Source organism: Mycobacterium intracellulare ATCC 13950, from assembly GCF_000277125.1.
Taxonomy (GTDB): Bacteria; Actinomycetota; Actinomycetes; order Mycobacteriales; family Mycobacteriaceae; genus Mycobacterium; species Mycobacterium intracellulare.
On sequence record NC_016946.1, the window covers coordinates 2544529 to 2559355 of the forward strand.

Consider the following 14827-nt stretch of genomic DNA (forward strand, 5'->3'; position numbering starts at 1 on the left):
TCACGGTTGACAGTCATCGCAGAATCCGACGCCCACCCGCGGGTGCGGACCGAGGTCGCGGGGGAGCTGCGCCACGTCGACAAGTGGTACGGGAATCGCCATGTCCTCAAAGACGTTTCGGTGCGGGTGCGCGGCGGCGAGATCGTCGCGCTGGTCGGGCGCAGCGGGTCCGGCAAGTCGACGGTGCTGCGGGTGCTGGCCGGGCTCTCGCGTGACCACAGCGGCGAGCGCGTGGTGGCCGGCGCCCCGGCCCTGGCCTTCCAGGAACCGCGGCTCTTTCCGTGGCGCGACGTGCGCACCAACGTCGGCTACGGCCTCACCCGCAGCCGCCTCCCGCGGCCGCAGGTGCGACAGCGCGCCGAGCGTGCGCTGGCCGACGTCGGGCTGACCGACCACGCCGGGTCCTGGCCGTTGACCCTGTCCGGCGGGCAGGCGCAACGGGTTTCGCTCGCGCGGGCGTTGGTCGCCGAGCCGCGGCTGCTGCTGCTCGACGAGCCGTTCGGGGCGCTGGACGCGTTGACCCGGTTGACGATGCACGCCTTGTTGCTGGACCTGTGGCGCCGGCACGGGTTCGGGGTGTTGCTGATCACCCATGACGTCGACGAGGCGGTGGCGTTGGCCGACCGCGTGCTGGTGCTCGAGGACGGGCGCATCATCCACACGGTGACGATCGACGAGCCGCGCCGCACACCCGGTCATCCCGGTGCCCATACCGAGCGGCATCGCGCCGAGTTGCTGGATCGACTAGGTGTGCAATCGTGAACCGAGAACCGGCCGATCCTTGCGACGTCGAATCGAACTCCACCGCAACGGCATCGCCCGGCTCGCCGTTTGGGATCACGGCCCCCGGGGCACACTCGTGGCCGTGGACACGGTGGAATACGCCCCCGGACGCTTAGCCGACGTCTTCGGCGACTCCCGACGTCCCACCGTCCTGCTGTGGCACGGCATGCAGACCGATGCCCGCGCGGCCTTCGGACCCCTGGCCGGCATGCTCAGCGACCGCGGCGCGGCCGTCGTGGCGCCGGACTGGAATTCCCACGCCGACGACGGCGGCCGGGCGGATCTGTTGGGATCGCTCGACTTCACCCGCGACTTCGCGGGCCCCGGCAACGGCATCGTGCTCGTCGGGTGGTCCATGGGCGGTTGCGCCGCGGCGGGTCTGACGCTCAACCCGGCGCGGTTCGACGCCGCCCTCGTCCACACCGTGTGCCTGGCCGGCGCGTTCATGGCGCCCGATCCGCTCTCCGGTCAGGCGCCGACCGACGCGCTATCGGATGGCCGCGCCGGCACGCCGTTCACGCTGCTGCACGGGCTGGCCGACGACGCCGTCCCCGTGAGTGCCAGCCGGGAGTTCGCCGCCGCCCTGGGCCGCGTCGGCTGGCCGGTCGAGTTGGTGGAGCTCGACGCCGACCATGGTTCCATCGCCGGCGCCGACTACGACCCGGTGGCGGATCGCTACGGGCCCGGCACGAGCGAGGAGGCGCTGCGCGTCGCCGGGGAGGTCGCCACGCGGATTTCGGCCCTGATCGGTCACTGACCGACGCGAATCACCCGCCCGCGAGGCTCAGACGCCACCCCGCTCGACGCCACCAGCGCTGTGCCGCAAGAGTTTTCCGGGAGGGGAGGAAGCGCGAGTAAAGTGACGTCGGTGGCCGCGGCTTCGTCGAATGACCGGATGATCGCCGGGGTCGCCGCTGCCTCCGTCGCGCTCGGTGTCACCCAACTGGCCAGCATCCCGTTCGGTGCGCGGGCCGAACCCCGCGCCGCCGTGGGTTCTGCGGTCGTCGACCTGACACCGGGCCCCGTCAAAGAGTGGGCCATCCAAACGCTTGGCCCGCTGGACAAACCCTTTCTGGCCGTCGTCTTGCTCGTGGTGATCGCGGCGATCGCGGCGATCGCCGGGACCCTCGAGACGCGGCGCCGCCCGTTCGGCAGCGTGGTGATCGCCGCGGCGGGCGTCCTCGGCTGCATCGCCGTGCTGTCGCGACCAGGCGGGACGGCGCTCGACACGCTCCCCACCATCGTCGGTGCCGCGTGTGGCGTAGGGGTGCTGCGGGTGCTCGCCCGGCGGTTCTCGCCTGAGCCGGATGACGACGCAGACGACCAGGAGCTGGCACATCCAAGCCGGCGCAGGCTGGTCATGTACGGGTTGCTCGGACTGGGCGTCGTCAGTGGGGTAGTGGGGGCGTTCGGTACCCGGCTGGCGCATTCGGTGGAAGCCGACCGTAAGACGTTCGCCCTACCCCGGCCACGATCCCCGGCGCGTCCGATACCGGCCGAAGTGCAGCCGAAAGGCGTTGCGTTGCCGAGCTTTATCACTTCAAGTGCTGACTTCTACCGGGTCGACACCGCGCTCAGCGTTCCCCAGCTCAGCCGCGGCGACTGGCGCCTGCGGATCCATGGGATGGTGGACCGCGAGATCACCTTGAGCTTCGACGACCTCGCCCGCTTCGACATCGTCGAGACGGTGACCACGTTGACATGTGTATCCAATCCCGTTGGTGGAGATCTCATTTCAACGGGCATCTGGACCGGCTACCGGCTGGCGGAGCTGCTGGCGACGGCCGGTGTGCACCTCGATGCCGACATGGTGCTCTCAACGTCGATCGAGGGATTCACCGTCGGCACCCCTGTGCAAGCGGTCACGGACGGTCGCGACGCGTTGCTGGCGGTCGGCCTCAACGGTCAACCGCTGCCGGCCGAGCACGGCTACCCGGCCCGCATGGTGGTGCCGGGACTCTATGGCTACGTCTCGGCCACCAAGTGGGTGGTGGATTTGGAGCTGACCCGGTTCGATCGGGCCAAGGCCTACTGGACGCGGCAGGGCTGGGCGGCGCAGGCGCCCATCAAGACGGAGTCGCGGATCGACGTGCCCAGGGGCGGCCAGACGGTGCCGGTGGGGCCGGTGGTGTTCGGCGGCGTTGCGTGGGCCCAAAATCGTGGCGTGCGGGCGGTCGAAGTCCGCATTGGCGACGGCGGTTGGCAACCGGCCGAACTGGGCGCGAGTTATTCCAATGAGACATGGCGATTGTGGCGCTTCCCGTGGCAGGCGAAAAGCCCCGGGCGGGAAACCATCACCGTGCGAGCCATCGACAACACCGGTGCCGTCCAGACCGAAGAGCGCGCCAATCCCGTCCCCGACGGCGCCACCGGCTGGCACACGGTGAACTTCGCCGTCGTGCCGGCGTAGCAACTATTTCGACGAGAGCTTCCGCCAACTGATCACCGCGATCGCTATGCCGACGAGCGCTGTGATCGGCCCGATGACGGACCAGGTGGTGGTGTTGCTCATCGGGCTGCCGCCAAGCACCCCGAACCCTTGCAGTGCCCAGATCACCCCGAACAACGCGACGATCAGCCCAACCGCGAAAGTGACGACGAATCCTCTGCTCATAGAGGGACCCTACGTGCCGATTCGGCCGTCCGAAGCCGCTGCGGTACGAATGACGGGTGGCTGAACCGACCATCCTGCTGCTGTCGACATCCGACACGGACCTGATCAGCGCCCGTTCCAGCGGGAAAAACTACCGGTGGGCCAACCCCTCGCGGCTCTCGGAGGACGACCTGCCCGACCTGCTGGCCGGCGTCGCCATCGTGGTGGTCCGGATCCTCGGCGGCTACCGGGCCTGGCAGGGCGGGATCGACACGGTGATCGCCAGCGGCGTGCCCACGGTGCTGGTCAGCGGCGAGCAGGCCGCCGACGCCGAGCTGACCGGCTTGTCCACGCTGGCGGCCGGCATCGCGGTCCAGGCGCACATCTACCTGGCCCACGGCGGCGTGGACAACCTGCGCCAGCTGCACGCCTTCCTCTCGGACACCGTGCTGATGACCGGGTTCGGGTTCACCCCGCCGGTCGTGACGCCGACCTGGGGCGAGCTGGCGCGGCCGAATGCCAAGGATGTCGATGGGCCGACGATCGCCGTGCTGTACTACCGCGCTCAGCACTTGGCCGGCAACACCGGTTACGTCGAATCGCTGTGTGGGGCCATCGAGGACGCCGGCGCACGGCCGCTACCCGTCTACTGCGCATCGCTGCGCACCGCCGAACCCGAACTGCTGCAACGGCTCAGCGCCGCCGACGCGATGGTCGTGACCGTCCTGGCCGCCGGGGGACTCAAACCGGCCACCGCGTCCGCGGGCGGCGATGACGACAGCTGGAACGTCGAACACCTTGCCGCGCTGGATATTCCGATCCTGCAGGGGCTGTGCCTGACCAGCCCGCGCGCCCAGTGGTGCGAAAACGACGACGGCCTTAGTCCGCTCGACGTGGCCAGTCAGGTGGCGGTGCCCGAGTTCGACGGCCGCATCATCACGGTCCCGTTCTCCTTCAAAGAGATCGACGAGGACGGCCTGATCTCCTATGTCGCGGACGCGGAACGCTGCGCCCGGGTCGCCGGGCTGGCGGTGCGGCACGCGCAGCTGCGCCACGTCACCCCGCCCGACAAACGGGTCGCCCTGGTGTTTTCGGCCTATCCCACCAAGCACGCCCGCATCGGCAACGCGGTGGGCCTGGACACGCCCGCGAGCGCCGTCGCGCTGCTGCGGGCGATGCGCGATCGCGGGTACCACGTCGGTGACTTGCCCGGCGTCGAGGCAAACGACGGCGACGCCTTGATTCACGCGCTGATCGAACGCGGCGGCCAAGACCCCGACTGGCTCACCGAAGGCCAATTGGCCGGCAACCCGATCCGCGTGTCCGCCACCGACTACCGCGCCTGGTTCGCGACCCTGCCCGCCGAATTCACCGACGCCGTCGTCCAGCATTGGGGACCGCCGCCGGGGGAGCTGTTCGTCGCCCGCAGTAACGATCCCGACGGTGAAATCGTGATCGCCGCAATCAAATCGGACAACGTGGTGCTGATGGTGCAGCCGCCCCGCGGCTTCGGCGAGAACCCGGTCGCCATCTACCACGATCCCGACCTGCCGCCCAGCCACCACTACCTGGCCGCCTACCGCTGGCTGGACACCGGGTTCGGGGCGCACGCCGTGGTGCATCTGGGCAAACACGGCAACCTGGAATGGCTGCCGGGCAAAACCCTGGGTATGTCGGCGGGCTGCGCGCCCGATGCCGCGCTGGGCAACCTGCCGCTGATCTACCCCTTCCTGGTCAATGACCCCGGCGAGGGCACCCAGGCCAAGCGGCGCGCGCACGCGGTGCTCGTCGACCACCTCATCCCGCCGATGGCGCGCGCCGAAACCTACGGCGACATAGCCCGTTTGGAACAGCTGCTTGACGAGCACGCCAACGTCGCCGCGCTGGATCCCGGCAAGCTGCCCGCGATCCGCCAGCAGATCTGGACCCTCATCCGGGCCGCGAAGATGGACCACGATCTCGGGCTCACCGAGCGTCCCGCCGAGGACTCGTTCGACGACATGCTGTTGCACGTCGACGGCTGGCTGTGCGAGATCAAGGATGTCCAGATCCGCGACGGCCTGCACATCCTGGGCCAAAAGCCCACGGGGGAGCCCGAACTGGACCTCGTGCTGGCGATCCTGCGTGCCCGCCAGCTCTTCGGCGGCGAGCACGCCATTCCCGGCCTGCGCCAGGCGTTGGGTCTGGCCGAGGACGGCACCGACGAACGAACCAGCGTGGACGCGACCGAGACGGTGGCGCGGGAGTTGGTCGCGGCGCTGCAGGCCTCCGGCTGGGATCCCGATGCGGCCGACGGGCTCAGCGACAACCCAGAGGTGGCACGGGTCCTCCGGTTCGCCGCCACCGAAGTGGTGCCCCGGCTGGCCGGCAGCTCCGCCGAGATCGAGCAGGTGCTGCGCGCCCTGGACGGACGATTCATCCCGGCCGGGCCCTCGGGCTCCCCGCTGCGTGGCCTGGTCAACGTGTTGCCCACCGGGCGTAACTTTTACTCCGTCGACCCCAAGGCCGTGCCCTCCCGGCTGGCCTGGGAAGCCGGTGTGGCGCTGGCGGATTCGCTGCTCGCCCGCTACCGCGACGACCACGGCCGGTGGCCGCGATCGGTGGGACTGTCGGTGTGGGGGACCTCGGCGATGCGCACCGCCGGCGACGACATCGCCGAAGTGCTTGCGCTGCTGGGCGTTCGGCCCGTGTGGGATGACGCGTCACGCCGTGTCGTCGACCTCGCCCCGATACCGCTGGCCGAGCTCGGGCGCCCCCGCATCGACGTGACGGTCCGGATCTCCGGCTTCTTCCGGGACGCCTTCCCGCACGTGGTGACGATGCTCGACGACGCGGTGCGGCTGGTCGCCGGGCTCGACGAACCCGCCGAGGACAACTTCGTGCGGGCCCACGCCCAGGCCGACCTGGCTCAGCACGGCGATCAACGCCGCTCGACCACAAGGATTTTCGGATCGAAGCCGGGAACCTACGGCGCCGGACTGCTGCAGCTCATCGACAGCCGCAACTGGCGTGATGACGCTGACCTCGCCGCGGTCTACACCGCGTGGGGCGGGTTCGCCTACGGACGCGACCTGGACGGCCGCGAGGCAGTCGACGACATGAACCGGCAATATCGGCGTATCGCGGTGGCCGCCAAGAATACCGACACCCGTGAACATGACATCGCCGACTCCGACGATTACTTCCAGTACCACGGCGGCATGGTGGCGACCGTGCGCGCGCTGACCGGCCAAGCGCCCGCGGCCTACATCGGCGACAACACCCGCCCCGATGCGATCCGCACCCGCACCCTGTCGGAGGAGACCACGCGCGTGTTCCGGGCCCGGGTGATCAATCCGCGCTGGATGGCGGCGATGCGCCGGCACGGATACAAGGGCGCGTTCGAGATGGCGGCGACCGTGGACTACCTGTTCGGCTACGACGCGACCGCTCAGGTGATGGCCGACTGGATGTACGAACAGCTCACCGAGCGTTACGTTTTGGACCCGGAGAACCGGAAGTTCATGGCCGAGTCGAATCCCTGGGCGCTACACGGCATGGCCGAACGGCTGTTGGAGGCGGCCGGGCGCGGCATGTGGGCGCAGCCGCAACCGGAAACCCTCGACGGGCTGCGCCGGGCACTGTTGGAATCCGAGGGCGACCTGGAGGGCTGACCCCTCCCGCGAGTATGCGGCGAGAAGCACACCCGGCACTCAATGTGCGGCTGGCGGCACGCTGGGCACGAGCCGGCGGAGCCGTCAGATGCAATCCGATCCACCGTCCGGTAGGCGGTGATGAAGGCGACCTCGGGGAAGGCCGGCACGGCCGACGTCGCAGTGCTGGTGAAAGTTGTTGTCGACGGCAAGGATGTCAACGTCGAATCGCCACGAGCGGTAGGTTGGCACCGTGACACCGACGTTCGCCGATCTCGCCAAGGCGCAATACATCCTGTTGACCACGTTCACCAAGGACGGCAGGCCCAAGCCGACGCCGATCTGGGTCGCCGCCGATCAAGGCCGGCTCCTGGTCATCACCCAGGAACAGTCGTGGAAGGTCAAGCGGATCCGCAACACCCCGCGCGTCACGCTGGCCACCTGCACGATGAACGGACGCCCCACCAGTGACGCCGTCGAGGGGACCGCCGTCATCCTCGACAAGTCGCACACCGCCGCGGTCTACGACGCGATCGGCAAGCGCTACGGCATCGTGGGCAAGGTGTTCAACTTCTTCAGCAAGTTGCGCGGCGGCATGGAGAACAATGTGGGGCTCGAGCTGAAAGTGGCGTGAACGCTAGGCCGTCGCGCCGGCCGCCAGGTGTTCGCCGAAGAACGCGAACACGCGGCGCCAGGCGTCCTCTGTGGCGTCCTCGTTGTAGCCGAAGCCGGTGATGCGAAGCAGACCCTGGGCGGGAAGTTCGTTGGCGAAGCTGTGCCCGGCGCCGGGGTAGACCTTCACATCGGCGGTGATGTTCTTGTCGGCGATCGTCTTGCGCAGCTTCTCGGGCGCGCCCCGTCCCAGTGGGTCACGACCGCCCAAGCTGGCCACGATCGGGCACGCCCCATCGAGCGTCTTGTCGAGGTTGCGGGGCAGGGGAGTGCTGTAGAAGGGCGCGGCGGCACCAAAACCCTTGGGCGACATCACAAGTGCGAACTGGCCGCCCATGCAGAAACCGGCGATGCCCACCTGACCGGAACATTCCGGCATGGCTTTCAGGTGATCGCGCGCGGCCAGGATGTCGGTGAGGGCCCGGCCGCGCTGCGTCTGCAATTCCTTCATGACCCGCGAGATGCAACGGATCCGGCCACCGCGGGCATACATGTTCGGGGTGAGAGCCAGATATCCCGCCCGGGCGATGCGGTCGTTGGCCGACTGCTTGTCCCGGCCGTAGCCGAACGCATCGTGGATCACCACCACGCCCGGCCACGGGCCCTGTCCCGACGGCGTGCTCAGTAACGCATCGATCGGTCCGTCGGGGGTATCGATCTGAATCGTCGTCATAGCGTCATCTAACTGCAATCGCGACGGCGAGCACCACGGGAACTCCAACGCGGTCCGCGGACGTTGGCCTGACATGGTGTCGCGGCTGTTGCTCGTCTATGCCGTCGTCGAACTGGCGGTGATCTTCGCGCTGGTGTCGACGATCGGATGGGGTTGGACCCTGCTGATGCTGTTGGCGACGTTCCTGCTCGGGTGGGGCATCGTCGCTCCGATGGCAGGGTCCCACCTCATCCGTCGAATCGGGAGACTGCGCTCCGGGCCGGCCGGCTCACGCGACGCGGCCGGCGACGGCGCGGTGGTCAGTTTGGCCGCGCTGCTCGTCCTCATGCCCGGGCTCGTCAGCACGGCGCTGGGCCTGTTGCTGCTCATTCCGCCGGTGCGGTCGGCCGCCGGCCCCGGGCTGGGCGCCATGGCGGTGCGCACGCTGCGGCGCCGGGTGCCTGGAATCAGTTACGCCACCACCTTCCGCGCCGATCCCTATCCGTCCGGTCCTTACCCGGGTGACGCCCGCGGCGAGGGCGATTTCATCGATGGCGAGGTCATCGACGTCAAGGACGTCGAACCGGTGCGAACCCAGCGCTTCGACGGGCGCTGAGCCGGCGGGGCCGACCACAGTTGCCATTGCACGTAGCTTTGGGCTGTGGCTGATGGTCCCCTTCCTCCTCAGGCCGTTTCACGGCCTGCATCGTCACGGCACGTGGCTGATGGTCCCCTTCCTCCTCAGGCCGTTTCACGGCCTGCATCGTCAGGGCACGTGACTGATGGTCCCCTTCCTCCTCAGGCCGTTTCACGGCCTGCATCGTCAGGGCACGTGGCTGATGGTCCCCTTGATAGCCCGGTGACTCTGCTCGTCAACGGCCGGGTGCACAGCCCCTCGCACCCCGACGCGACCGCGATGGCGGTCCGCGGCGGCGTCATCGCCTGGCTGGGCAGCGACGAGGTGGGGCGCAGCATGTTCCCCGATGCCGTTGTCGAAGACGTCGACGGCGGTTTCGTGGCGCCGGGATTCGTCGACAGCCACATTCACCTGACCGCGACCGGCCTGACACTGAGCGGGCTGGACCTGCGCCGGGCCGGCTCGCGCGCGCAATGCATTCAGATGGTCGCCGACTACGCCGCCGCCCACCCCGGCCAACCGGTATGGGGGCACGGGTGGGATGAAACCTCGTGGCCGGACAACACCCCGCCCGGCACCAGCGACCTCGACGCCGTTCTCGGCGACCGACCCGCCTACCTGGCACGCGTGGACGTGCACTCCGCGGCGGCCTCGACGGGCCTGCGACGCCTCGTCGCGGAACTTCCTTCGGCGCCCGGCTTCAGTGAGCAGCGGCCCCTCACCGGCGACGCGCACCATCTGGTGCGCGCCGCCGCCCGCGCCCTGCTGACCCCCGAGCAGCTCGCCGAGGCCCGCGCCGCGGCGCTTGAGGCCGCCGCAACGGCCGGCATCGTCGCGGTGCATGAGTGCGCCGGTCCCCAGATCGGCGGGATCGACGACTGGTTGCAGCTGCGGTCTCTCGAGCACGGTGTCGAGGTGATCGGCTACTGGGGCGAGGCGGTGCGCACCCCGGCGCAGGCCCGCGAGCTGATGGCCGCGACCGGGGCGCGCGGCCTGGCCGGTGACCTGTTCGTCGACGGCGCGATCGGGTCGCGCACCGCCTGGCTGCACGAGCCCTACGCCGACGCGCCGGACCGCGCGGGCACCTGCTACCTGGACGCCGACGCCGTGGAGGCCCACGTGCGGGCGTGCACCGAGGCCGAGATCACCGCCGGGTTCCACGTCATCGGGGACGCCGCCGTCGCCACCGTCGTGGACGCCTTCGAGCGGGTCGCCGCGGACCTCGGGCCGGTCGCCGTCGCGCGTTGCGGGCACCGCCTCGAGCACGTCGAGATGATCGACGCCGAGCAGGCCACCAAACTGGGTCACTGGGGCGTCGTCGCCAGCGTGCAGCCCAATTTCGACGCCCTTTGGGGCGGCGCCGACGGCATGTACGCGCGCCGGCTCGGCGCCGAGCGGGGCAGTCGGCTCAACCCGTTTGCGCTGTTAGCATCCCAAGGCGTGCCCCTCGCGCTAGGTTCCGACGCCCCGGTGACGGCTTTCGACCCGTGGATGAGCGTGCGCGCGGCCGTCAACCATCGCACCGCGGGCAGCGCAGTCTCGGCGCGGGCCGCGTTTGCTGCGGCCACCCGCGGTGGCTGGCGCGCGGCCGGTGACCGCGACGGCAAGGCGGGCACCCTGACGCCGGGTGCGCCGGCGTCGTACGCCATCTGGGATGCCGGTGCGCTGGAGGTGCACGCCCCGCGCGACACCGTGCAGCGGTGGTCGACCGACCCGCGGTCCCGCGTGCCCGCGTTGCCGCGCCTGGGCCCGGACGACGCCCTGCCGCGGTGCCGGCGAACCGTGCATCGGGGCGCTGTCATCCATGGCTAGGCACTGGTCGGGCGGTGAGGAGCCCCCGGACCAAGACGAACCGGACCAAACCGCCGCCGCCGACCCGGTGGACGAACGGCCCGACCCGATCAGCAACGACGCCGAATCCGAGCGCGACGACGAGCCCGCCGACGCGCACCCGAAACGGCCCCGCGAGCGCGCGCGGCTGACCGACCGACTGGGGACCGTGGCCCGCCGGGCGGCGACCGGGCTGGTGACCGCGGTGATCGCGAGGCTGCCCGCCGCCCAGGCCGCACTGCTGCCCCGGCTGACCCGGCTGATCTGCGCCGTGGTGGGCGGCCTGCTGCTGTGCGCCAGCTTCCCGACTCTGAACTGGTGGTGGGCTGCCGTGATTGCCGCGGCGCTGCTGGCGTGGGTGCTGACCCATCCCGCGACGACGCCGGCGGGCGGGCTGGGCTACGCGTTCCTGTTCGGCCTGGCCTTCTACCTGCCGCTGCTCCCGTGGGTCGGGCTCCTGGTCGGTTCCGTGCCGTGGGTCGCCCTGTCGGCCGTGTCGGCGCTGTTTCCCGCCGCCTTCGGTCTGTGCGCCGTCGTCGTGCGCCGGCTGCCCGCCTGGCCCATCTGGTTCGCGCTGCTGTGGGCCGCACAGGAATGGCTGAAGTCGGTCTTCCCCTTCGGCGGCTTCCCCTGGGGCTCTGTGGCGTTCGGCCAGACGCACGGACCGTTCCTGCCGCTGGTTCAGCTCGGCGGCGTCGCGCTGCTGTCCATGGCCATCATGCTGGTGGGTTTCAGCGCGACCGCCATCGCGCGGGAGATCGTGAAGTGGTGGCGCGCGGGTCACCCGGTGCGCGGCGCGGCCGAGGGAGCGGAAACCGAGCCGCCGCCGCCCGCGGTGGTGCTGCCCGGCGTCTGCATCTGCCTGGTGCTGTTCGCGTCGGCCATGGTCTGGCCGCAGGTGCGGCACGCCGGCACCGGCTCGGGAGGCGAGCCGTCCGTGACCGTCGCCGCGGTGCAAGGCAATGTGCCGCGGCTGGGTTTCGAGTTCAACGAGCAGCGACGGGCGGTGCTGGACAACCACGTCCGCGAGACGCTGGCGCTGGCCGACGACGTGCGCGCCGGGGCCGCGCCGCAACCGCAATTCGTGATCTGGCCGGAGGACTCATCCGACATCGACCCGCTGGTGAACCCGGACGCCGCGCTGGAGATATCGCAGGCCGCGGCCGCGATCGGCGCCCCGATCCTGATCGGCAGCGTGCTCGAAGTCCCCGGACGCCCCCCGGAGGATCCGCACTACACGAACACGATGATCGTGTGGAACCCGGCCACCGGCCCGGCCGAACGCCACGACAAGGAAATCGTCCAGCCGTTCGGCGAGTACCTGCCGATGCCCTGGCTGTTCAAGCATCTGTCCGGGTACGCCGGCCGCGCCGGGAGCATGGTGCCCCGGCCGGGCAGTGACGTCGTGCACATGGCGGGGGTGCCCGTCGGGGTCGCGACGTGCTGGGAAGTGATCTTCGACCGCGTCCCGCGGCACGCGGTCCTGGACGGCGCCCAGCTGCTGACGGTGCCGGCCAACAACGCCACCTTCAACAAGACGATGAGCGAACAGCAGCTGGCGTTCGCCAAGGTCAGGGCCGTCGAGCACGACCGATACGTGGTGGTCGCGGGCACGACGGGGATCAGCGCCGTGATCGCCCCCGACGGCGGCGAGTTGGCGCGTACCGACTTCTTCCAGCCCGCCTACCTGGACATGCCGGTGCGCCTCAAGACGAGGTTGACGCCGGCAACCCGCTGGGCGCCGCTGTTGCAGTGGATCATGGCGGCAGCGGCCGGGGCGGTCATTTTGGCAGGGATACGGCACAATGGATGGTTCCCGCGTCCGAGTCGTCTCAGGACCAGGTCCTCGGGTCGATCGGCACGTTCTTCCAAAACGGCCGGTGCGACCCCGGGCACATCCCCGCCCGACGAGCACGACTCAGACACCGCGCCCGACGAGGGCGGGGATCGCACGCCGGCAGACAACGGCGGGTGACGACACTCCGTCCCACCCGGGGACGGCCGACTTGCTTTCAATTCGGGCGACACAGAGGAGCTACATGACCACCGGCCAGCCGGCGCCCCACGCCCCGGGCAATCGTCCCAGCCAGCGCGTCTTGGTGATCATCCCGACCTACAACGAGCTGGAGAACCTGCCGGTGATCCACCGGCGGCTCAAGGACGCGTGCCCGCACGTGCACCTGCTCATCGTGGACGACAGCAGCCCCGACGGCACCGGCCAGCTGGCCGAGGAACTGGCCGCGGCCGACGCCGGTCGCACGCACGTCATGCACCGCACCGCCAAGGACGGCCTGGGCGCGGCGTACCTGGCGGGCTTCGCCTGGGGACTGAGCCGTGACTACTCGGTGCTCGTCGAAATGGATGCCGACGGCAGCCACGCCCCCGAACAGCTGCACCGCCTGCTGGACGCGGTCGACGGCGGCGCCGATCTGGCCATCGGCTCGCGCTACGTCGACGGCGGTACGGTGCGCAACTGGCCCTGGCGGCGGTGGGCGCTGTCCTGGACCGCCAACACCTACGCGCGGCTGGCGCTGGGCATCGGGGTGCACGACATCACCGCCGGCTACCGCGCCTACCGGCGCGAGGTCCTCGAGGCGATCGACCTCGACGGCGTCGACTCCAAGGGCTACTGCTTCCAGATCGACCTGACGTGGCGGACCATCTGCAACGGGTTCACCATCGTCGAGGCGCCCATCACGTTCACCGAACGCGAGCTCGGCGTGTCCAAGATGAGCGGATCCAACATCCGCGAAGCCCTGGTCAAAGTGACCCGATGGGGCATTCAGGGCCGCCGGTCGGGCGCGCGGGCCACCAGGGCGGACAACCGCAGCTAAACCGCGCGGTCAGCCTCGTCGACGGGTCTTGATGATCTCGAGGCGCTCCTTGAGCAGCTCTTCGAGTTCTTCGACCGAGCGGCGCTCCAGCAGCATGTCCCAGTGCGTGCGCGGCGGCTTCACCTTCTTGGGCTCGGGCAGGTCGCCCTCGATCAGGGTGCCTTCCAGCCCGTTGCGGCACAGCCAGGTGCCGGGGATTTCGGCGTCGTCGGCGAAGGGGACCTCGAACTCCTCGCCGTTCTCGGTGCGGTACTTCGCGAGCTGGCGCGGCGCCAGGTCATGGTTGCGGTCGGTCTCGTAGCTCACGGCTCCGAGGCGACTGCCTCTCAGTACGCGATCAGCCATGGGTGCTACTCCTTTAAGTCGTTTCGGAGCCCTGCGGCCCCCTGTGGTGCAATTCTCTCTCGATTAGCAACGCTGTGGCGATCTGCGCAGTTCCCGGCGTACAGCCGGCGTACGCGACGCGACCTTCAATGATACCGGGATCGCAGGAGATCCCCGACTAAAGTCGGCAGGCGTGAGTCGCCGTACCCACCCGCAGCCCTGCCGCTGGTGCGGTCGAGACGTCGCCGACGTGGGGATGGGCCGCCGCCGCCAGTACTGCCGGCAGTCGTGCCGGCAGCGGGCCTACGAGCAACGTGCCTCGTTGAACCGGCACGGCGCGGCGGCGGTGCCCGACGACGCGGTGGTGCTGTCGGCCGACGACGCGGCCGACCTCTCCGACCGCGTCTACCAGGTGCGGTGCGCCGCAGAGGACGTTGCCACCGCCCTCGAGGAAGGCGCCGAGGCCACCGAACTGCGCCAGTTGTGCGACGCGCTGATCCACGCGGCCCGCGCCGCCGACGGCTGGCGCCGAGCGGGTGTCTGACACTGCGCCTGACCACCGACTATGGCTAGACGGGTACAGTCTCGCCATGGACCACGGGCCACGTCTGCAGCGGGCCGTGGTCCATCGAGTTCACCGGGCTGCGCGCGGCGCACCTCGCCTGAGCGGGCGCCGCACCTGTCCAAGCCGGTCCTCCTGTAGCAATCGGGAGCAGCGGACGTTTTGAAATCCAGTCGGAGTTGGCCATACTCACCAGCAACATTCTTGGGTCGGAAAGCTGCACGACGCTGGTCGAACGAAACACGGCGTCGCCTCGTGCAGCGAATCCCGTGAATCGGCGACAACCGCAGCCGGCGGGACAAGACGGC

11 protein-coding genes and 1 pseudogene are annotated in these 14827 nt (G+C 69.9%); 9 read left to right on the forward strand and 3 right to left on the reverse strand.

The window, feature by feature from the left end; genetic code table 11:
* The first annotated feature begins 6 nt into the window (after nt 1-6).
* The 3 genes from OCU_RS36770 (at nt 7) to OCU_RS36780 (ending at nt 3193) form a co-directional block, all read left to right on the forward strand.
* Nucleotides 7-762, forward strand: coding sequence for an ABC transporter ATP-binding protein (locus OCU_RS36770; protein WP_014380045.1), 756 nt, complete (start codon nt 7-9; stop codon nt 760-762).
* A gap of 103 nt (nt 763-865) precedes the next feature.
* On the forward strand, nt 866-1540 hold the full coding sequence (locus OCU_RS36775; protein WP_026071593.1) for an alpha/beta hydrolase family protein: 675 nt from the start codon (nt 866-868) through the stop codon (nt 1538-1540).
* Nucleotides 1541-1678: 138 nt separating this feature from the next.
* Complete coding sequence (locus tag OCU_RS36780; RefSeq protein ID WP_373368551.1) at nt 1679-3193, forward strand: molybdopterin-dependent oxidoreductase; 1515 nt, start codon at nt 1679-1681, stop codon at nt 3191-3193.
* Between the two features lie 3 nt (nt 3194-3196).
* Here the strand turns inward: OCU_RS36780 and OCU_RS36785 are convergent, their stop codons facing one another.
* Nucleotides 3197-3397: a hypothetical protein gene (locus tag OCU_RS36785; RefSeq protein ID WP_009953345.1), complete on the reverse strand. Its 201-nt coding sequence runs from the start codon at nt 3395-3397 to the stop codon at nt 3197-3199.
* Between the two features lie 56 nt (nt 3398-3453).
* Here OCU_RS36785 and cobN point away from each other — a divergent pair, with 56 nt between their 5' ends.
* The gene (cobN, locus tag OCU_RS36790) at nt 3454-7029 is read left to right on the forward strand and encodes a cobaltochelatase subunit CobN (protein WP_014380048.1); all 3576 of its coding nucleotides are present in this window, start codon (nt 3454-3456) and stop codon (nt 7027-7029) included.
* A gap of 232 nt (nt 7030-7261) precedes the next feature.
* Entirely contained in the window at nt 7262-7642 is a 381-nt protein-coding gene (locus tag OCU_RS36795) for a PPOX class F420-dependent oxidoreductase (protein ID WP_014380049.1), read from the forward strand.
* A gap of 3 nt (nt 7643-7645) precedes the next feature.
* Here the strand turns inward: OCU_RS36795 and OCU_RS36800 are convergent, their stop codons facing one another.
* A complete protein-coding gene (locus OCU_RS36800; protein ID WP_008256373.1) occupies nt 7646-8353 on the reverse strand; it encodes a dienelactone hydrolase family protein in 708 nt (235 codons plus the stop codon).
* A 73-nt stretch (nt 8354-8426) separates the two neighbouring features.
* On the opposite strand from OCU_RS36800, the gene OCU_RS36805 reads away from it, so the two are divergent.
* From OCU_RS36805 to lnt, 3 genes and pseudogenes are all read left to right on the forward strand, one after another.
* Entirely contained in the window at nt 8427-8948 is a 522-nt protein-coding gene (locus tag OCU_RS36805; RefSeq protein WP_014380050.1) for an FxsA family protein, read from the forward strand.
* Nucleotides 8949-9248: 300 nt separating this feature from the next.
* Complete coding sequence (locus OCU_RS36810; protein WP_085981106.1) at nt 9249-10781, forward strand: amidohydrolase; 1533 nt, start codon at nt 9249-9251, stop codon at nt 10779-10781.
* Nucleotides 10774-13633, forward strand: a pseudogene (gene lnt, locus OCU_RS36815) (apolipoprotein N-acyltransferase). Before OCU_RS36810 ends, lnt begins: the two are co-directional and overlap by 8 nt.
* A 9-nt stretch (nt 13634-13642) precedes the next feature.
* On the opposite strand, the gene OCU_RS36825 reads toward lnt, so the two are convergent.
* Nucleotides 13643-13978: an RNA polymerase-binding protein RbpA gene (locus OCU_RS36825; protein ID WP_007770897.1), complete on the reverse strand. Its 336-nt coding sequence runs from the start codon at nt 13976-13978 to the stop codon at nt 13643-13645.
* Between the two features lie 172 nt (nt 13979-14150).
* Here OCU_RS36825 and OCU_RS51515 point away from each other — a divergent pair, with 172 nt between their 5' ends.
* A complete protein-coding gene (locus OCU_RS51515) occupies nt 14151-14501 on the forward strand; it encodes a hypothetical protein (RefSeq protein WP_026071594.1) in 351 nt (116 codons plus the stop codon).
* The last annotated feature ends 326 nt before the right edge of the window (nt 14502-14827 follow it).

What these genes read in the sequence shown, in the direction of transcription:
- OCU_RS36780 (WP_373368551.1), top strand. Translation starts at nt 1,679, where the DNA reads ATGATCGCCGGGGTCGCCGCTGCCTCCGTCGCGCTCGGTGTCACCCAA.
- OCU_RS36785 (WP_009953345.1), bottom strand. Translation starts at nt 3,397, where the DNA reads ATGAGCAGAGGATTCGTCGTCACTTTCGCGGTTGGGCTGATCGTCGCG.
- OCU_RS36800 (WP_008256373.1), bottom strand. Translation starts at nt 8,353, where the DNA reads ATGACGACGATTCAGATCGATACCCCCGACGGACCGATCGATGCGTTA.
- OCU_RS36805 (WP_014380050.1), top strand. Translation starts at nt 8,427, where the DNA reads ATGGTGTCGCGGCTGTTGCTCGTCTATGCCGTCGTCGAACTGGCGGTG.
- OCU_RS36810 (WP_085981106.1), top strand. Translation starts at nt 9,249, where the DNA reads ATGGCGGTCCGCGGCGGCGTCATCGCCTGGCTGGGCAGCGACGAGGTG.
- OCU_RS36825 (WP_007770897.1), bottom strand. Translation starts at nt 13,978, where the DNA reads ATGGCTGATCGCGTACTGAGAGGCAGTCGCCTCGGAGCCGTGAGCTAC.